The organism is Pleionea litopenaei (genome assembly GCF_031198435.1).
GTDB classification, from domain to species: Bacteria; Pseudomonadota; Gammaproteobacteria; order Enterobacterales; family Kangiellaceae; genus Pleionea; species Pleionea litopenaei.
In genome coordinates this window covers 922002-940767 of the sequence record NZ_CP133548.1, presented here as the reverse complement: position 1 = coordinate 940767, position 18766 = coordinate 922002, and the positions used below count along the sequence as shown (strand labels likewise).

At 43.1% G+C, this 18766-nt stretch carries 19 protein-coding genes and 1 tRNA gene; 8 read left to right on the top strand and 12 right to left on the bottom strand.

Annotation, left to right across the window (positions count from 1 at the left end; all coding sequences use genetic code 11):
* Positions 1 to 39: 39 nt before the first annotated feature.
* Both Q9312_RS04085 and aat read right to left on the bottom strand, forming a co-directional pair.
* A complete protein-coding gene (locus Q9312_RS04085) occupies positions 40 to 762 on the bottom strand; it encodes an arginyltransferase (protein ID WP_309203294.1) in 723 nt (240 codons plus the stop codon).
* A gap of 159 nt (positions 763 to 921) precedes the next feature.
* Complete coding sequence (gene aat, locus Q9312_RS04080) at positions 922 to 1638, bottom strand: leucyl/phenylalanyl-tRNA--protein transferase (protein ID WP_309203293.1); 717 nt, start codon at positions 1636 to 1638, stop codon at positions 922 to 924.
* A 60-nt stretch (positions 1639 to 1698) separates the two neighbouring features.
* Between aat and Q9312_RS04075 the strand changes: the two genes are divergently transcribed.
* Entirely contained in the window at positions 1699 to 2370 is a 672-nt protein-coding gene (locus tag Q9312_RS04075) for a flagellar brake protein (protein ID WP_309203292.1), read from the top strand.
* 55 nt (positions 2371 to 2425) lie between these two features.
* Here the strand turns inward: Q9312_RS04075 and trxB are convergent, their stop codons facing one another.
* Together trxB and ald are read right to left on the bottom strand one after the other, a co-directional pair.
* Positions 2426 to 3382: a thioredoxin-disulfide reductase gene (trxB, locus tag Q9312_RS04070; RefSeq protein ID WP_309203291.1), complete on the bottom strand. Its 957-nt coding sequence runs from the start codon at positions 3380 to 3382 to the stop codon at positions 2426 to 2428.
* A 195-nt stretch (positions 3383 to 3577) separates the two neighbouring features.
* Positions 3578 to 4696 (bottom strand): alanine dehydrogenase, encoded by a 1119-nt coding sequence (gene ald, locus Q9312_RS04065; protein WP_309203290.1) that lies wholly within the window; start codon positions 4694 to 4696, stop codon positions 3578 to 3580.
* Between the two features lie 146 nt (positions 4697 to 4842).
* Between ald and lrp the strand changes: the two genes are divergently transcribed.
* The 6 genes from lrp to serS all read left to right on the top strand — a co-directional run bounded on the left by lrp (position 4843) and on the right by serS (position 11571).
* Positions 4843 to 5319, top strand: coding sequence for a leucine-responsive transcriptional regulator Lrp (gene lrp / locus Q9312_RS04060; RefSeq protein WP_309203289.1), 477 nt, complete (start codon positions 4843 to 4845; stop codon positions 5317 to 5319).
* Between the two features lie 204 nt (positions 5320 to 5523).
* Positions 5524 to 7839: a DNA translocase FtsK gene (locus tag Q9312_RS04055; RefSeq protein ID WP_309203288.1), complete on the top strand. Its 2316-nt coding sequence runs from the start codon at positions 5524 to 5526 to the stop codon at positions 7837 to 7839.
* 50 nt (positions 7840 to 7889) lie between these two features.
* The gene (gene lolA / locus Q9312_RS04050; protein ID WP_309203287.1) at positions 7890 to 8543 is read left to right on the top strand and encodes an outer membrane lipoprotein periplasmic chaperone LolA; all 654 of its coding nucleotides are present in this window, start codon (positions 7890 to 7892) and stop codon (positions 8541 to 8543) included.
* Positions 8544 to 8551: 8 nt separating this feature from the next.
* The gene (locus Q9312_RS04045) at positions 8552 to 9874 is read left to right on the top strand and encodes a replication-associated recombination protein A (RefSeq protein WP_353961552.1); all 1323 of its coding nucleotides are present in this window, start codon (positions 8552 to 8554) and stop codon (positions 9872 to 9874) included.
* The gene (crcB, locus tag Q9312_RS04040) at positions 9874 to 10266 is read left to right on the top strand and encodes a fluoride efflux transporter CrcB (RefSeq protein ID WP_309203286.1); all 393 of its coding nucleotides are present in this window, start codon (positions 9874 to 9876) and stop codon (positions 10264 to 10266) included. Before Q9312_RS04045 ends, crcB begins: the two co-directional genes overlap by 1 nt.
* 27 nt (positions 10267 to 10293) lie before the next feature.
* A complete protein-coding gene (gene serS / locus Q9312_RS04035) occupies positions 10294 to 11571 on the top strand; it encodes a serine--tRNA ligase (protein WP_309203285.1) in 1278 nt (425 codons plus the stop codon).
* 75 nt (positions 11572 to 11646) lie between these two features.
* Here the strand turns inward: serS and Q9312_RS04030 are convergent, their stop codons facing one another.
* The 7 genes from Q9312_RS04030 to Q9312_RS04000 form a co-directional block, all read right to left on the bottom strand.
* Positions 11647 to 12279 (bottom strand): MlaC/ttg2D family ABC transporter substrate-binding protein, encoded by a 633-nt coding sequence (locus Q9312_RS04030; protein WP_309203284.1) that lies wholly within the window; start codon positions 12277 to 12279, stop codon positions 11647 to 11649.
* 17 nt (positions 12280 to 12296) lie between these two features.
* Positions 12297 to 12923: an MlaC/ttg2D family ABC transporter substrate-binding protein gene (locus Q9312_RS04025; RefSeq protein ID WP_309203282.1), complete on the bottom strand. Its 627-nt coding sequence runs from the start codon at positions 12921 to 12923 to the stop codon at positions 12297 to 12299.
* Positions 12924 to 12991: 68 nt separating this feature from the next.
* Positions 12992 to 13324, bottom strand: coding sequence for a TusE/DsrC/DsvC family sulfur relay protein (locus Q9312_RS04020; protein ID WP_309203281.1), 333 nt, complete (start codon positions 13322 to 13324; stop codon positions 12992 to 12994).
* Between the two features lie 6 nt (positions 13325 to 13330).
* On the bottom strand, positions 13331 to 13615 hold the full coding sequence (locus Q9312_RS04015; RefSeq protein WP_309203280.1) for a DsrH/TusB family sulfur metabolism protein: 285 nt from the start codon (positions 13613 to 13615) through the stop codon (positions 13331 to 13333).
* A complete protein-coding gene (gene tusC / locus Q9312_RS04010) occupies positions 13612 to 13965 on the bottom strand; it encodes a sulfurtransferase complex subunit TusC (protein WP_309203279.1) in 354 nt (117 codons plus the stop codon). The genes Q9312_RS04015 and tusC overlap by 4 nt, the downstream gene beginning before the upstream one ends.
* A gap of 16 nt (positions 13966 to 13981) precedes the next feature.
* Entirely contained in the window at positions 13982 to 14374 is a 393-nt protein-coding gene (tusD, locus tag Q9312_RS04005; protein ID WP_309203278.1) for a sulfurtransferase complex subunit TusD, read from the bottom strand.
* Between the two features lie 66 nt (positions 14375 to 14440).
* Positions 14441 to 15115 (bottom strand): Bax inhibitor-1/YccA family protein, encoded by a 675-nt coding sequence (locus Q9312_RS04000; protein WP_309203277.1) that lies wholly within the window; start codon positions 15113 to 15115, stop codon positions 14441 to 14443.
* Between the two features lie 205 nt (positions 15116 to 15320).
* Between Q9312_RS04000 and Q9312_RS03995 the strand changes: the two genes are divergently transcribed.
* Positions 15321 to 15411 (top strand) — tRNA-Ser (locus Q9312_RS03995).
* Positions 15412 to 16036: 625 nt separating this feature from the next.
* Here Q9312_RS03995 and Q9312_RS03990 read toward each other — a convergent pair.
* Complete coding sequence (locus Q9312_RS03990; RefSeq protein ID WP_309203276.1) at positions 16037 to 18718, bottom strand: CHASE domain-containing protein; 2682 nt, start codon at positions 18716 to 18718, stop codon at positions 16037 to 16039.
* Positions 18719 to 18766 lie beyond the last annotated feature (48 nt).

The window sequence follows — 18766 nt, the reverse complement described above, 5'->3', positions numbered from 1 at the left end:
AATTGTTGGCAGAAACACCTTAATCATAGGTGATTTTTGTTAAGTTAGTCGTACCCAGCGGTTACCCACCAGACAATCGAGAGGGCGGTATTCAGATTTATATTTCATTTTACGACAATCTTTTACTAAGTAACCCAGATATAAGAAGTCTAATTGAGCGTCTTTTGCAGCCTCAACCAATCTTAAAATAGCGAGCTTACCCAAGCTGTAATGTTCATATTTCGGGTCAAAATAGGTATAAACCGCCGAAAATGCATTATCGAGTCGGTCAATTACTGAGCAAGCGATCAATTTATTTTGGTCGTAAATATTGAGGAACTCGGTATTTGACCACTCGCTGAATAGAAAGTCTTGATATTGTTGATGAGAAGGAGGGTACATATCTCCATCGGCATGGCGTTCTCTAAGATAGCGCTCATAAAGATGATAATGCTCATCATGATAACGAGCTTCAGAGAGTTCTGAGCGGAACATACTGCCTTTTTTTAAGCACCTGCGCTGACTGCGGTTGGCTTTAAATTGGTTAACCGGAATTCGAACCGGAACGCATGCTTGGCACGTTTCGCAATGCGGTCGATAAATATGGCTTCCACTGCGTCGAAATCCGGTTTCGCTAAGTCTGGTGTATAGTTTTTTGCTGATGTGTTTTTCAGGATCAAGAAAAACCGTCGTCGCTTGTTGTTCTGAAAGGTAGGAACAACTGTGTGAAGGAGTCGCATAAAAAGTTAGTTTTAATAACTCGTCATTAGGATCTGGTTGCACGTCGCTGCCCACTTTAGTAACAAGTATTTAAAGCAAAAACTATGATTGTTTTATCGAGCTTTTTATTCGTTAAAAGCTTTGATTGTTGTATCTCAAAATCGAAACTTTTTAACCCGAAAGCTTTACTCTCTCAGTACACCGTTGAATAAAGTCGGTGACTTAAAATTCAAAATCTTCAGTAATGTCTCGCATATTCCAAAGTTGCGAAGGCATTTCTGAATCTCGATATTGATAAAGATAGCGCAGAAATTCGTTTCTTGAAACTTCTTTAGCCCCTAAGCTTAAAAGATGAGCATTCGGCATTTGACAATCAATCATTGCAAACTGGTGAAACGCTGCAAATTTAATCAAATAAAACAAGGCTATTTTTGATGCATCGGTCATTCGGTGAAACATAGATTCGCCGAAAAACATTTGGCCAATTGAGACTCCGTACAAGCCTCCAACAAGCTGGTCTTCATTGTATACTTCAAATGAGTGCGCAAGACCAGATTGGTGCAGTCTTACATATGCGTGTTGCATTTCGTCAGTGATCCAAGTGTCAGGACGGTTGGGTTGTTGTGACGCGCAAGCGGAAATTACCTGACTAAATGAGCGATTTATGCAAACTTTAAAGTCTCTTCGACGCAGACGTTTTCGCAAATTACGACTAGGGAGGGTGTTATAGGGATCAAAAGCGGCTCGAGGGTCTGGGCTCCACCAAAAGACAGGTTCGCCAGCGTTATACCAGGGAAATATGCCTTCATAATAGGCTCGCTTGAGCAACGGTTGGGTCAGCAGGGCACCAAATCCTAACAATCCATTGGGGTCATCAAGAGCCTCATTTGGATTAGGAAAGTCATCTGGCTGTTCAATCAATGCTAATTCAATGGTCATAGTGTTGGATGAGTAAAATACGACTACAATTAAGTTTAACAGTATAACGAAGAAGAGATTATGCGTTTTTCTGATTTAGGGTTAAAAATGGGTGATGTAATGCAACTGCAGATTTCTGCAGACTCAGAGGTTCGCCATCCAATTAAATTACTCGGGTTTCTGCCGGAGACAAGCATTATTATTTCGGCACCAAAAGATGCTCAAGGTCGAGCGATTTTTCTAAAACAAGATCAGCTCGTTACGCTTCGTTTCGTCGTCAATAATGTTGCCAGTGGTTTTACTGCAAAAGTCCTTAAAATGCATACTCAGCCAGATGCCTATATTCATTTGGAAATGCCAAAACAAGTCGAAGCGATTGAGGTTCGCAATGCTGTACGAGTCAATACAGAGCTTTCGGCAACCATTATAAATGAAACGCACCAGAGTCAACCTATCAGTGTAACCATTAGTAATTTAAGTGTTCTGGGAGGTCGCTTAGAATGCGACAGAAACATTGCTCTTATTGGTGATCAGTTGAGTTTAACGACGACATTGTTACTGGATGAAGTTGAAAAGTTGGTGACCCTCGATTGCCGGATTCGCAACAAAGGAAAAACGGAAGTCGAAAGTGGAGGAGAGCAAGCGGTCAGGAATTGGTATGGCTTCTATTTTTCTTTTTCTGATGATGATGATCGGTTGTTGATGAAGGCTTTTGTCTATCAAGAGATTTTACGATCACTTCACTTATTGTAAAGAAAGCGCCTAAAGGCGCCTTCTTTACTTAGGTTGCACATGACAAATACGCGACCTAGTTTTTCAAATTATCGAGGAATCGTTCTGCGTCTAATGCGGCCATACAGCCAGCGCCAGCGGACGTAATTGCTTGTCGGTAGACATGATCAGCAACATCGCCTGCGGCATATACGCCTTCAACACTGGTTTGCGTCGCATTTCCTTCAAGACCAGACTGAATCTTTAAATAGCCATTGTGCATGTCGAGTTGACCATCAAATATTTGCGTGTTGGGTTGATGACCAATTGCAATGAAAACGCCATGTACATCAAGCTCTTCGATGCTGTCGTCTTTGGTGCTCTTTAAGCGTACACCGGTGACGCCGCTGGTATCTCCCACGACTTCTTCAAGGGTTCGATCCCAATGCAAGACGATGTTGCCATTTTTCGCTCGATCAAGCAGCTTATCCCGTAAGATTTTTTCCGAACGGACATCATCGCGACGATGAACTAAATGAACTTCTGAGGCAATATTCGATAAGTATAATGCTTCTTCAACCGCGGTATTTCCTCCACCGATGACCGCTACTTTTTGGTCTCGGTAGAAAAAGCCATCACAAGTTGCACAAGCTGACACACCTTTTCCTTTAAACGCATCCTCTGAAGGTAGGCCTAAGTATTTGGCAGATGCTCCAGTAGCAATGATCAAAGCATCGCAAGTGTATTGGCCACTGTCGCCTTTAAGTTTGAATGGACGCTCAGAGAGATCAACTTCGTTGATGTGATCGAACACAATTTCTGTACCGAAACGCTCAGCGTGCTTTTGCATTCTGACCATTAAATCTGGTCCTTGAACACCGTCGTTATCACCTGGCCAGTTATCGACGTCAGTGGTGGTGGTTAATTGACCACCTTGTTGCATGCCGGTAATGATTACAGGATCAAGGTTGGCTCGAGCTCCATAGACCGCAGCCGTGTAACCAGCTGGTCCAGAACCTAAGATTAGCAGTCGACAATGTTTAGCGTCGCTCATGTTTCGCTCCGAGATGAATGATTAGTAAAGTAGAGTAAGTTTAAAGAAGTTCGACTTCTGGGACAATGCAATAAATCGATTTTAGTCTTCGTTTTCAACGAAGCAAAAATAAAAGACATGAAAAAGGCCGCCAATGGGCAGCCTTTTTAAACCTTAGTCACTCGTTAGGACGAATGATGAGTCCGATTAGAAAGATTAAAGACCTAATGCAACTTTCGGATCAACATAGGTTAAGTTTTGGCTCTCAGCCACACTTCTATGGGTGACTTGTCCGCGATAGACGTTTAATCCGTTAAGTAAATGAACGTCATCGGCAAGCGCTTTCTTATAACCCTTATTCGCTAATGCAATGATGTAAGGTAGCGTTGCATTGTTAAGCGCAAAAGTCGACGTGTGTGGAACGGCACCTGGCATGTTAGCAACACAGTAGTGAACGACATCGTCAACAATATAGGTCGGTTCTGCGTGGGTCGTCGCTTTCGAGGTCTCAAAACAGCCACCCTGATCAATCGCAACATCCACCACCGCTGCACCAGGTTTCATTTGATGAACCATTTCTTTAGTAACCAATTTAGGAGCTGCAGCACCAGGAATGAGTACGCCACCGATGACTAAATCCGATTCGAGCACGTGTCGCTCTAATGCATCTTTACTAGAAAAAACCGTTTCAACGGCCGCGCCGAACTGAACGTTTATACGTCGTAGTACATCAATGTTGCGGTCAAGCAATACGACTTGTGCGCCCATGCCGACAGCGATTTGTGCGGCATTGCTACCAACGACACCGCCACCAATGATGGCAACTTTCGCAGGAGAAACACCGGGTACACCGCCTAGCAGCATTCCACGGCCCGCTCGTGATTTTTCTAAGCATTGGGCTCCCGCTTGAATTGACATGCGGCCAGCGACTTCTGACATAGGTGCAAGAAGAGGAAGGCCTCCTGCAGCAGAAGTAACCGTTTCGTAAGCGATACACACGGCACCACTGTTCAGTAAATCTTGGGTTTGCGGAACGTCAGGTGCTAAATGCAAATAAGTGAATAAAATTTGACCATCTCTAATGTGCTTTCGTTCTTCGGCCAAAGGCTCTTTTACTTTTACAATCATTTCTGCTTCAGCAAAAATTTCTTCTGGCGTTTGGCGAATTGAAGCACCCACACTGGTGTAATCATCATCCGTAAAACCAATGCCAATACCAGCATTGTGCTCAACAATGACTTGGTGACCATGAGCGATTAACTCGCGAACACTGGCTGGAACCATACCAACGCGGTACTCATGGTTTTTTATTTCTTTTGGTACTCCAATTAACATATCAACTCTCCAATTGATCGGTCTTGTAATGTGCTTTGAGGGCGCAAAGTATAGTATTAATTAAACAAAATAGTTCACTGTATTTTCGTGAAAAGCGATGTGATATACTGCAAAAAGGCAGAAAAGAAGATAAGAGTACTGGTATTATGGCCAATGATGGACGAATACTCGATAGAATAGATAAGTCGATTATGCGCGAGCTGCAGCGTGATGGACGAATGGCGAATGTCGAACTCGCTAAACGTGTCGGACTCAGTGCAACGCCTTGCTTAGAGCGAGTCCGGCGACTTGAAGCCGAAGGATTTATAACGGGTTATTCAGCGCAAGTTAACCCGCACAAGCTAAATTATGGCTTATTAGTGTTCGTTGAAATAACTTTGGAGAAAACGTCTCCAGATGTATTCGTCGAGTTCAAAAATGCGGTTAAAGACTTGCATGAAGTGCTGGAGTGCCATTTAGTGAGCGGTGATTTCGACTATTTGGTCAAGGCAAGAGTTGTTGATATGGTTGCCTATCGAACGTTACTTGGCGAGACTTTGTTGACCTTACCGGGCGTTTCTGAGTCGCGAACCTATGTGGTAATGGAAGAAGTTAAGGAATCTTCTGAAATTCATATTGCCTAACGTTAAATAGCCGTGATTGCATGGTATTATTGCGGCTAGCAAAATATTGCTTGGTAAACTGGTATAAGATGGAAAAGCGCCAAGACGGGCGTCCAGTGGTTTCGGAATTACCTTAGTTTATCAGTATTTTGCTGTGATTTTATGCAACGCTGAATGTTTGAAAACAATTAAGAATGAATAATAAATTAACAACGGAACGATCACTTGACGACTGAGCAAAAGAACAAAGACAACAATGCCCAGCTAGTTTCGCCTCTATCCGCGAGACTACGAGAAGGTGCGGTCATCTGTATGGGCACTCTAGCTGTATTCTTACTGCTTGCGCTAATAACCTATCATCCGCAGGATCCTGGCTGGAGCTACACCGGAAGTGGCGATGTCATTCATAACTCGGCCGGGCGAGCAGGGGCGTGGCTAGCCGATGTATTTCTCCAATTATTTGGTTACCTTGCTTATGTTTTTCCTTTTATGGTGAGCTATTTAGCGTATTTGGTTTTTCGCGAACGTAAACTTATTGAGCGTCACGATTGGCACTATTGGGCCCTACGCGGTGCCGGTTTCATTTTAACCTTGTTGGCAGGCACGGCCATTGCCGCATTAAACTTTGAAGATCCTATTATCCAGCCAAGCTATACCTCCGGTGGAGTTTTTGGACAAATGTTTGGCGATTTTCTATTTGCAGCCTTTAATGCGCTAGGTACAACACTGGTTCTTTTGGCTTTGTTTTTAACCGGTTTTACTTTGTTCACTGGTTTATCTTGGTTTCGGTTAATGGATGTTATTGGCGCTAAAGTTATTGGTGGAATTGAGTGGGTTCAACTCAAGCTGGCCGAGCGGCGAGAACAGAAGACGGAAGAAAAAGAAGTCAAAATCAAAAAAGAAACGCGTCAGAAAGCAATTGCTGAGGCGCAAGTTAAGCGAGAAACGCGCCAGCCGATCCGAATAGAGCCCGTTGTCAGTAAAATAGAGCCGAGTACGCGTGCAGTGAAAGAAAAGCAGCAAAAGCTTTTCGATGAACCTGTCGAGGGCGAACTTCCAAACATGAATTTATTGGATGAGCCGCAACCTGCCAAGCATCAAATTTCAGAAGAGTCGCTCGAAGCCATGTCACGGCTAGTCGAATTAAAACTAGCCGACTTTGGCGTACAAGCTCAGGTAGTCGCCGTCAATCCAGGGCCGGTCATTACTCGCTACGAACTCGACCTAGCGCCTGGAGTTAAGGTAAGCAAGATCACTGCACTGGCCAAAGATTTGGCGCGAGCGTTAGCGTCAGTAAGCGTTCGGGTTGTTGAAGTGATCCCGGGTAAACCCTATATCGGAATTGAACTTCCTAATGAACACCGAGAGATGGTGCGACTGAAAGAAGTAGTGGGGTCAAAAGAATTTGATAACTCTCGATCAAACCTGAGTATGGCACTAGGTAAAGATATTTCTGGCAACCCAGTGGTAATTGATTTAGCCAAAATGCCTCACTTACTGGTAGCTGGGACAACGGGCTCGGGAAAATCTGTTGGCTTGAATGCAATGTTGGTCAGTATTTTGTACAAGTCCACTCCCGAAGATGTACGTTTTATCATGATCGATCCTAAAATGCTTGAACTGTCCGTTTATGATGGTATTCCGCACTTACTTGCTCCGGTTGTTACCGATGTTAAGGAGTCTGCCAATGCGTTGCGCTGGAGCGTAGCCGAAATGGAACGGCGTTACCGATTAATGGCCGCAATGGGCGTAAGAAATTTAGCGGGCTTTAATCGAAAAATTAAAGATGCTATCAAGGCAGGACAACCACTAACTGATCCTTTGTGGACTAACACAGACGATATGAGTGATCATCCGCCTGAGCTCACCACGTTACCGCAAATTGTCATCGTCATTGATGAGCTCGCCGATATGATGATGATTGTTGGTAAAAAAGTTGAAGAGTTAATTGCTCGTATCGCGCAAAAAGCTCGAGCAGCAGGCATTCACTTGATACTTGCGACACAGCGGCCCTCTGTTGATGTTATCACTGGATTAATCAAAGCCAACGTGCCTTCGCGAATCGCCTTTCAAGTATCGTCAAGAATTGACTCGCGCACCATTTTAGATCAAATGGGAGCAGAGCATTTATTAGGGCAGGGAGATATGTTGTATTTACCTGCCGGTAAAAATATACCGGAGCGTGTTCACGGTGCGTTTGTTGATGATGATGAAGTTCATCGGGTGGTTGCTGATTGGCAAAAACGCGGTGAACCTGATTTTGAAGAGGCGATCACTAGCGGTGTATCTGAAACGGAAATGATGGGAATTCCGAAAGGCAGTGACGAAGAAGCCAGTGCCGAGCGAGATGAGCTTTATGATCAAGCCGTCGCCATCGTAACCGAGTCGCGACGTGCTTCGATATCTGGAATTCAGCGGCGATTGAAAATTGGCTACAATCGAGCCGCTCGTATGATTGAAGAAATGGAAGCCGCGGGTGTTGTATCCGAAATGCAATCGAACGGCATGCGAGAAGTACTGGCACCGCCGCCGCCAAAGTAATTCTCAGTTAGAAAATAAATCGAAGCGAACAAAGTTAAGAGTAAACATATATGAGTGTAACGGGTTTTAAACGAAAAGTTCGATACTTAAGCGTTTCCATTTTGGCCCTAATGGGGGGAGCGGTAGTTGCAGCTGACGATATGCAATCGTTTGTTGAACTGACCAATGGTATTAAGACCTATCAAGCAACATTCGAACAGAAAATCACTGATCAATTTGGAACGGTTAAAGATTCTTCGAAAGGACGGTTTCTGATAAAAAAGCCTTATCAATTTACATGGGAAACTCTTGAGCCTTATCAACAACTGATCGTTTCGAACGGTGAAGAGTTGTGGACATTTGATCGAGATTTGGATCAAGTCAATATTCAAACGCTAAACAAAGCCGTCGGCAATACTCCTGTGTTCTTACTAGAAGCTGATTCAGATACATTGGCTAAAACCTTCTCTGTGAAACAGCTCGTTTCAGGAAGTGAGCAAGCTGCGGCATTTGAATTGCTTCCAAAAGAACAAGGCTATTCATTTGAACGAATGATTGTGCAATTTAAAGAGCAACAGTTAGTTGAGTTGCTACTGCAAGATACACTAGGGCAAAAAACGATCGTTAGTTTCTCAGAAGTTTTAGTGAATCAAGAACTCAGTGATCAGCAATTTAACTTTGTGATTCCTGATGATGTCGATGTCGTGGATTCTCGAGAGCAGTAGGCTTAATTTTGGCGGATTTATTTGAGCAGTCTATACCTTATCAGCCTCTAGCGGCACGAATGCGCCCACGTAAACTAACAGATTACGTGGGACAATCGCATTTGCTCGCAGAGGGTAAGCCTTTACGGAAATCCATTCAAAGCGACGCTATACATTCAATGATTTTGTGGGGGCCACCCGGTGTCGGAAAAACTTCATTGGCGCGATTACTAGCCAATGAGACAAAAGCCACATTCATTGCAATCTCTGCCATTATGAGTGGCGTTAAAGATATTCGAGCGGCCATTGAAAGGGCTAAGCAACAACAAGTCATGGGCGGCAAAACGTTATTGTTTGTTGACGAAGTACATCGTTTTAATAAATCGCAGCAAGACGCTTTTTTACCCTTTGTCGAAGACGGGACAGTGATTTTTATTGGTGCGACAACCGAAAACCCTTCTTTTGAATTGAACAATGCACTGCTGTCGCGCAGTCGAGTTTACAAATTACAAAAGTTATCTGAAGACGAGTTGGGCTCTCTTTTGCATCGTGCGCTTCAAGACAAAGAGAGCGGTCTTGGAAATTTAAATCTAACGATAGATACTGAAGCATCTCAGTTATTGATTAAAGCGTCACAAGGTGATTCCCGAAAGCTACTCAATTTGCTTGAAATGGCAAGCGACTTTGTCGGTGAGTCTGATGGGTCTTGTATTCAAGAGCAACACGTAGCGGATGTGGTCGGTGAGTCTATAAAGCACTTCGATAAAACTGGGGATATTTTTTATGAACAAATATCGGCTCTGCATAAATCGGTTCGTGGCTCAGATCCAGATGCTGCCTTGTATTGGTTTTGTCGAATGCTTGAAGGCGGGTGCGACCCATTATATATTGCTCGACGTGTTGTTCGAATGGCTTCAGAAGAAGTTGGAAATGCCGATCCTCGTAGTTTGACTCTAGCGCTTGATGCTTGGCAGGTTCAAGAGCGCTTAGGCTCACCAGAAGGCGAACTTGCGATTGCTCAAGCCATTGTTTACGTGGCTTCTGCTGCAAAAAGTAACGCCGTATATAAAGCCTATGGTGATGCTCGCAGTTTTGTCGCAAATAACGATGATGCAGACGTTCCTGTGCATCTTAGAAATGCACCGAGTCAGTTAATGAAAGAGCTTGGGTATGGTGAAAAGTATCGTTACTCTCACGATGAGCCTGATGCTTTCTCTCCAGGACAGTCTTATTGGCCAGATGAGACACAAGCGCAGGATTTTTATCAACCTGTTAAGCGAGGCTTAGAGATTCAAATAAGTGAAAAGCTGGCTCGGTTAAAGCAGCTTAATCAACAAGTGAGCAAACGTTAATGAGTATGCATTGGGCTTTGCTTATCGCTGTCGCATTTGGCAGTGCTATTGGAGGTGTGGCGCGCTTTCTCATTCGGGAATATTTACCGCTTTGGCTCAATGTTGATTTTCCCATTGGTACATTAACGGTCAACGTCATTGGCTGTTTATTAGCCGGCGTATTGATGAGTTATTGGCAAGCAGTAATCGTATCACCCGTATTTAAGGCGGCAATCTTAGTCGGGTTTTTAGGAGCACTTACGACGTTTTCGTCGTTTTCGGTAGACACTTTGGCTCTGGTACAAGAACAAAACTATGCAAAAGCTGGGTTCAATGTCTTTGTAAATATGACATTTAGCTTAATTGCAGTTTTTTTTGGGGCGTGGATTGGTGGTAAACTAGCGCCAAATTAACATTTTTGTAGAATATGAAGGTTATCAATGATTGATCCAAAATTATTGCGTAATAATCTAGATGAAGTTGCGGCGAATTTAGCTCGACGGGGTTTTGCCCTCGACAAAGAAGCGATTGAAAAGCTAGAGGCTCAACGTAAGTCAATTCAAGTAAAAACGGAAGAGCTACAAAATCAGAGTAAAACGGTGTCTAAACAGATTGGGCAACTAAAGGCTAAAGGCGAAGATGTTCAGCCAATTTTAGATCAAGTGGCCGATATTAAAAAAGCTCGTGAAGCAGCAGAACACGAATTACGAGACGTTCAGGAGCAGCTGCATCATATTCATCTGACCACCCCAAATCTATTAGACGATGCGGTTCCAGATGGTAATGACGAGAATGACAACAAAGAAATTCGTCGGTGGGGTGAGCCTCGCAAGTTTGACTTTGAAGTTAAAGATCATATTGAGCTAGGTGAAATGGGTGGTGGATTAGATTTCGCCGCATCAGCGAAAATCACGGGCTCTCGGTTTGTGGTGATGCGTAATCGCATGGCCAAGCTGCATCGTGCATTGATTCAGTTTATGATTGACGTTCATTCTGGCGAGCACGGTTATGATGAAGTGTATGTTCCTTACATGGTTAACCGCGATAGCCTTTTAGGCACTGGTCAGCTGCCAAAGTTTGAAGAAGATTTGTTTCAGGCCAAGGGCAGTACGCAAGACGATCGTCCTTTGTATTTAATACCAACGGCAGAAGTACCACTAACGAATCTAGTTCGAGATGAAATAATTGAAGCGGACGCTTTGCCACTGAAGTTCGTTGCTCATACACCTTGTTTTCGTTCTGAAGCAGGATCTTATGGTAAAGATGTAAAAGGATTGATTCGCCAACATCAATTTGAAAAAGTTGAGCTTGTACAAATTGTTCCTGCGGAACAATCAATGCAAGCGCTTGAAGAATTGACGGGTCATGCTGAAAATATACTTAAGCTTCTAGGGCTGCCGTTTAGAACCATGGTTTTGTGCAGTGGTGACATTACTTTTGGTGCGACGAAAACCTATGATTTAGAAGTTTGGTTACCCGGACAGCAAGCCTACCGTGAAATTTCTTCTTGCAGTAACCTTGGAGATTTCCAAGCCCGTCGCATGCAAGCGCGCACGCGCGTCGATGGTAAGACCGAATTGGTACATACCTTAAATGGCTCCGGTTTGGCGGTCGGTCGAACCTTGGTTGCTCTGGTTGAGAATTATCAAACTGCCGATGGAAAAATCCAGATTCCAGAAATTTTACAACCCTATTTAGGTGGGGCCAGCGAAATATAAGTCAGTTTAAAAAAAGGCCCGGGAGGGCCTTTTTTATTGCGTCTATTTAAAATTCATAGTCGAAATAATGTAGAATTATTTTCCAGTTGTTGAACGGTTCACGTTCGTTTGCTCCGCTTCAATTTTTGCAAGCAAAGCGTCAAATCCTTCTGTTAGGTCAACCGTTTTCAACTGCTCTCGGTAGTTCTGTAAAATTTTAATGCCGTTCACGGCGATATCGATTACTTTCCAACCTTGATATTCATCAGAGGTTTTAAGGGTGTAAATGATATCGAATTTCTCGTAGTCTTTAGCAACCAGTTCGCTGTATACCCAGGCCGTTTTACCTGTTCGACTAAAACGAGTTTGTTCAAAAACAAACTGGTGATCATCATAGTGTGCTAATCCTTGAGCATAGGTTTGAATTAAGTGTTCGATAAAAGCATTATTGAAACGAACTTGTTGTTCTTCTGAGAGCTGTGCCCATTGGCTACGCTTCAGCAGTCTTTTCCCTATGCCATCGGTATCGATTAGCGGTAATAAATTTTCTCGAACAATCTGACTTGCGTAGTTAGGGTCTTTTGCTAACTGTTCTTTATTGTCCTTTAGAATTAGTACCATACGGTTGGCTATTTCTTGTAGAAGCCGCTGCGGTTCCGGAACGTCGGCAACCGCAGAGCCCATTAGAAAAAAGCTAACCAATACTAACCATGTCTTCAGTAGCTTCATAGGATTGCAACTCTACCTTAGTTTGCGTTTGTTTGATCGAGAGTAATTTCTTTCTTCGCGAGTTTGTCTAAAACTGACTGTAAGCCTTCGTTTTGGATCTGTTGAGCAAACTGGTTTTTGTAACTATTGGCCATGCTAATGCCTTCGATGCGAACATCAACGACGCGCCATTCGTCGAGGCCTTTTGGCTTTTTCAGCAAATAGTCGATTTTTACCGGCTCTCCATCGGTTTGATTCATTTGGCTTTTGACTCGAGCCAGTGTCATTTTATCGTTGTATTCAGTGTCTTCGAATTCGAAAGTTTGGTTGTTGTATTGAGCTAAGCCTTTAGCGTAAGTATCGATGACTAAATCAACGAACAGCTCAACAAACTGTTGTTGCTGTTGCGGCGTTGCTGTACGCCACTCTTTGGCTAAAACTCGGCGCCCCAACGCTTCTTGATCAATGTAGGGAACCAACTCTTTTTTGACAAGATCAACAGATAGTTGAGGGTTCTCTGCCAGCTTTGATTGATTTTCCTTTAAGTAGCTGATGATGTTGTCGGCAGCTGACTGTAACATTTGCTTAGGTTCAGTCGCTGCGAGTGTTATTGAAGCCATCATTGAGGCCATCAGTAACAAGAAAGCCTTAAATAACGTGTTCATAGTGATTCCTTATATCTAAATGATGCTGTGTAGTTTAATGAATGAAATATTAATCTTGGCTGAACCGATTAAATACACCGTTTAGGCTTAGGCAAACCGGCAATTTTAGTCGCCTGCTTGGCTGGGCCTTTAGGAAACAATTTATACAGATAAAGGCTATTACCTTTTTCTTCACCCCAGTTTTTGGCGAGGTACTTAACCAGCGGTCGTATAGAAGGGCTCGTGTCGAACTCTTCGTAAAAGCGTCGAACATAGTCAACGACTTTCCAGTGGTCATCACTCAACTCGATACCTTCCTTTGCTGCAATCACCGGCGCTAGTTCAGGTGTCCATTGCTGGCCATTCTTAAAGTAGCCTTCACCATCTAGCTCGATATTCTTTGGTAATTCAGAGGTACTCACTGCGACTTACAACTCATTTTTAGGCCAATACAGGGATTGCTTATATTTTACGGTGATTTCAGCAAATTCGGCATAAGATTTTATCAAGTTTGTGTCATCTTTTGGAATTTCAAGCCCTCTCAGTTGGCAGTCCGGCTTAAATCGATACCATGAATGTGCAGTATTTTCAGGAGGAGTGGTGTAAACGCCATCTTCATACAATAAGACGGCATCTGACGGTGTCAGTATCTGATAGAGATGAGACTTCGCTTTACTTGATAATCGTTGGTTTACAAGATAGAGCAGACTCATAAGCTGATTACCTGATTGTTTGCGGCGAAGAGGGCACCTAAAGAACCGAGTTTTATTGGCTCGATGCCATCAATAAGTTGGTCTTGTTTCAGGTTAAGGGCGTCTAAATCATCATTTACGACGTAAAGCTTTTCAATATCATAGAGGTCTAAACCTTTGAATAGACGAGTAAATTCTTTTCTTCCGGCAGGTTTTGCCAATTGATCCGGCAGTAAATTGAAAATGCCTTCACCACTGAATACCAAAGAGACTTGATGCCCAAAGGTAGCATGAGCGAGAGCCATGTCGAGTAACTCGCGAGAGGCATCGGAACCGTAGGGAGTGTGGGTAAAGTGAATCAGTATTTTCATCGGTACTCAAACTGAGTTAATTAAATTGAATGATACGTTCCGCGTTTTCTGCTGCTTCAACCCAACTACCAAGCCCAACAATGGTAAACGGCGAAAGTAGGCTGTGCGTGTCGAGTTGCATAATTGACTGTTCCTCTAAACTGATCACTCCGCGACGGTTAGCTGCTGAAATACAGGCATTTAATGGAAATTCGAAGCGTTCAGACAACTGACGCCAGCTGATACCAAGATGTTTCTCATCATTCGGGGGCTGGATAAATCGATTAGCAATATTGACCGCTTCTCCATAGAAAAATACGCTATCAATAGCATAGCCTTGCTGATAGACACCCTCGACAAACCCTTGCGCCGAATAATGCGCTTGTGAAGCATAGGGGCTGCCTGTGATTAGCAATGCAAAGTTAGTCATATTGGAACTCTGTATTTCCTAAAAAAAACCCGGCGAGAAGCCGGGCTTTAGCGTTAAATATATCGATTAATCGTCGCCAGCGAAAGCGAGTAGAATGTGTAACAAACTGGTGAATATGTTGTAGATAGATACAAACAAGGTCACGGTCGCGCTGATGTAGTTTCGCTCTCCACCATGGATGATTGCGCTGGTTTGCCATAAGATGATCATTGATGAGAATAGAATGAATGCTGCAGATATCGCCAAGCTGAAGGCTGGGATTTGCAGGAATATGTTAGCGACAACTGCTAGCATTATCACGATGAATCCAGCGGTTAGAGTGCCAGACAGGAAGCTCATATCTTTACGAGTTAATAACACGTAAGCTGACAGACCAAAGAAGGTTAGGCCTGTTCCACCAAGCGCCGTCATTAGAATTTGAGGTGCGTTAGCAGATACATATCCGATGATTGGTCCTAAGATGTAGCCCATAAATCCAGTGAAGACGAAGGTCAAAACTAAGCCCATGCCGCTTTCTTTAGTCTTTTCGATGGCGAAAAGTAGGCCATAGAAGCCTGCAAGCATAATTAGCATGCCTGTGATTCCACGGGGAACTGGCAATGCGAAGGCTGCAGAAATATAAGCCGTAATTCCGCTGAATACTAAAGTCATGCCGAGCAACAGGTAGGTATTACGCAACACCTTGTTTATCTCGATAATGCTCGACGGCGAGCGATCAATAACGTTTGCGTTGTGTTCCATAGTGACTTTTCTCCGGATTTCAATCAGTTAAAACTTTAATAGGGCTAAATATATCAAATTGGTGCGACAGCACAAGCAGATTCGTGTTGCCACATATTTCAAAGCTATGTTTGTATAAAGTATGTTCAAATTGCTAAATTTCAACAATTTTTTCGCAGAAAAGCTTGATTCTAAAAATCTTTCTAGTATTATTCGCGTTCCTCGCGGAGGGATGGCAGAGCGGTTGAATGCACCGGTCTTGAAAACCGGCATGGGTTAATAGCCCATCCAGGGTTCGAATCCCTGTCCCTCCGCCACTAATTCTAAAAAAGCACCTAGTTAAAGGTGCTTTTTTTTTGCCTAGAGAAAAGCACTCGGGACGAGGGGTGAGAAGCCTGGCCGGTTCGACCAACCACGCGCAGCGTGTTGGAACGTCGGAAGAATGACGACGGCCCGCCGCTCAAAAGAGCAAGGGTGAGTTGCGTTAGTAACGAATAATCCCTGTTTTGGTCAATCATTTCCCTCCGCCACTAATTCTAAAAAGCACCTAGTTAAAGGTGCTTTTTTTTTGCCTACAGAAAAGCACTCGGGACGAGGGGAGAGAAGCCTGGCCGGTTCGACCAACCACGCGCAGCGTGTTGGAACGTCGGAAGAATGACGACGGCCCGCCGCTCAAAAGAGCAAGGGTGAGTTGCGTTAGCAACGAATAATCCCTGTTTTGGTCAATCATTTCCCTCCGCCACTAATTCTAAAAAAGCACCTAGTTAAAGGTGCTTTTTTTTGCCTAGAGAAAAGCACTCGGGACGAGGGGTGAGAAGCCTGGCCGGTTCGACCAACGACGCGCAGCGTCAATGTGATAGGGAAGCACAATGGATGGCCGATTAATAGAAAAATCTATGGGCCAGTATTTATTGGGTAATTTTTTTAATCGCAGAAGCTACTTTACATTGGGTTGTTTAGCTCGTTAGGTACTTTCACCAACCGCAATAACTCTCTGAACAGCAGTTGTTGATCGATAGGTTTCGGCAGGTAGCCATCAAAACCATTGGATAAATAGTGCTGCTTGTCTTCATCGAATGCGTTCGCAGTTAAGGCAATAATAGGTATGTCTCGATGGTTTTCTTTTATAATCTTGCAGGCTTCAAGTCCATCCATAATTGGCATCTGAATATCCATAAGTATTAAGTCAAAGTCTGACGTCTGCACAGCTTCAACTGCCTCTAATCCATTTTCTGCAAAGCTAATATCAGCATTGACCTGTTGCAGTATGCCTTTCGCGACGTACTGGTTGACTTTGTTGTCTTCGACGACCAATATTTTTGCATGATTAAGATCGGGTACAGATATTTCCTCCTCAGAGACTTCGTTGTCACCCGTGAACGATTTGTTAGCCGGAATGTTAACGGTAAACGTAGACCCTTTATTAAGTCTGCTTCTTGCTTCAATATCACCGTCCATCAAATCAATCAGTGACTTTGTAATAGAAAGGCCAAGGCCTGTCCCACCGTATTTTCGAGTGGTTGATTGATCGGCCTGTTCGAATCGATGAAAAAGTCTTGAAAGCGTTTCTTGACTCATTCCAATTCCGGTATCTTGGACAGTAAAAATTAAGCCGCTTCCATCATCATTTTCCTCAATAGTTACCTTTACCGTACCGTTTTCAGTAAATTTGATGGCGTTATTGATCAAGTTCAAAAGTATTTGTCGGATACGAATAGTGTCGCCTTCCCAAAACTGATGAGTTGCACGGTCATCGACTTGAAAATCCAAGCCTTTGCTGCGAGCCGTGACGGAACACTCTGATCGAATATGCTCGGCTAATTTATGTAGGTTGAATACTCGTTTTTCAATCTTTAATTTACCCGACTCAAGCTTAGAGAAGTCTAATATGTCATTGATAATCGTCAGTAGTAGTTCAGAGGAATAAAGAGCCTTACTTAGCATATCTGAACTGTTTTCAGAAAGCGCTTCGTTTTTAAGCAGTTGTAGTGTCCCAATGAGGCCATTCATGGGCGTGCGAATTTCGTGGCTCATGTTTGCAAGAAACTCCGCTTTTGCTTGCGAAGCTTTTTCTGCTAATTCTTTTGCTTGAGATAGGCTTTTTTCATGAGCGATTTCTTGAGAGATGTCGTAGACTATGCCTAAATAACCGAAAATTTCCTGTTCTTTATTTTTTAAACAGGTAACACTGAGTCTAACCGGTATTTTAGAGCCGCTTTTGTGTACATATGTCCAGTTATTGACATCAGGTTTTCCTGATTTAGATTTAATGATAAATACGTCAAAGCCAGGTTGAATATCTTGCTTTAATTCCTCTGAAAGCTCCTTTGCCTTCTCAATGATTTCTGATTCAATATGAAAAATTGCTGGCGTTTGAACGCCTATAACTTCATCTTTGTTATAGCCTAACAATTTTTCAGCGGCAGGATTAAATAACGTAATTATGCCTTTAACATCGGCGGCAATGATTGCGTAACTGGAGCTATTAAGTATGCTCTGTTGCAAGAGATTAATTTTTTGAATTTCTTTGGTTCTCTCATCAACTTGCTTTTCTAGTTCAAAGTTAACCTTTTCAAGCGTTTGTTCTTTAATTTTTGCAAGCTCATTAGCATAACTTATTCTCTGAATTCTTCGTGAGTAGATAAGCTGAAGGAGTAAGATAAATAATACAATGATTGAGGCTAGCCCGAGTGCTTCATAGAAAACCTGACTTCGAAATTCAAGATGGTTATCAAAGATGAATGATTCGTTCGCAACGACCTCTATGTGCCAAGTTCTGCCATATAAAGGCAACTCAAAGGTTGACTTAAATTGCGTCGCAGTTGAATTAGGCGCTAAGTGGCTAAAGAAGAGTGTTTCTTTGCTTGCCTCGATATCTGAAATATAGAGGTTTAACCGATCATTTAAGCTGATTAACGCCGATAAAATTTCCTCTATGAGTAGTGGGGCATAAGTCCAACCTATGGGGGTCTGTTTGCTAACATCTTGATAAATGGGACTTAAGATTAAGAAACCGTGTTTTACTTTTTCGTCTGCTTGAACCAATGTAATGGGAGCTGTTAACTGAACGGAATTCGTTTCGATAGCTTTAAGCGCGGCATTTCTTCTTAAGCTTTCTGAGCCGATATCTAAACCAATGGCTTCTCTATTCCTTCCTTCCGGCAAGATATATTGAATGACAAAAAGTGAGTTTGAGTGTGGGTTGAGTTGGCGTATATCGAAGGTTTTATCGGGTCTATCGGCCCGAGCAGTTGCTAAAAAGTCATCAACGACATGGGGCTGTACTAATCGTATATACCCAAGGCCGCGGGCTCCGAAAAACTCTTTCTCAAAGTCTCGAGACAGCGAATAGGCGGTCATTTGACGGTGGTCAAAATTTTCGACGCCAAGCATCTCGATGGTGGCTTTTAACCCCTGTAACCCATATTGATACAGTATTAACTTATCTTTGATATGTTCAGTGAGCTGGAGAACTTCTAGATCGAGTTTTTCTTGAACGAGTTGTTGATTTTCGCGTCGAGCTTGCTCATTCAGCGATTGAGCGATAAACAGAGACACCATAAAGGTAAGAGCCGGTAGTACGAGCGTCTTAGCCAACTGAAAGGATTTTTTTGAGTTGTCCAAATTAAGGGTCTCAATTCGTGAATGTTATAATTTTCTTTTCCTCCAATT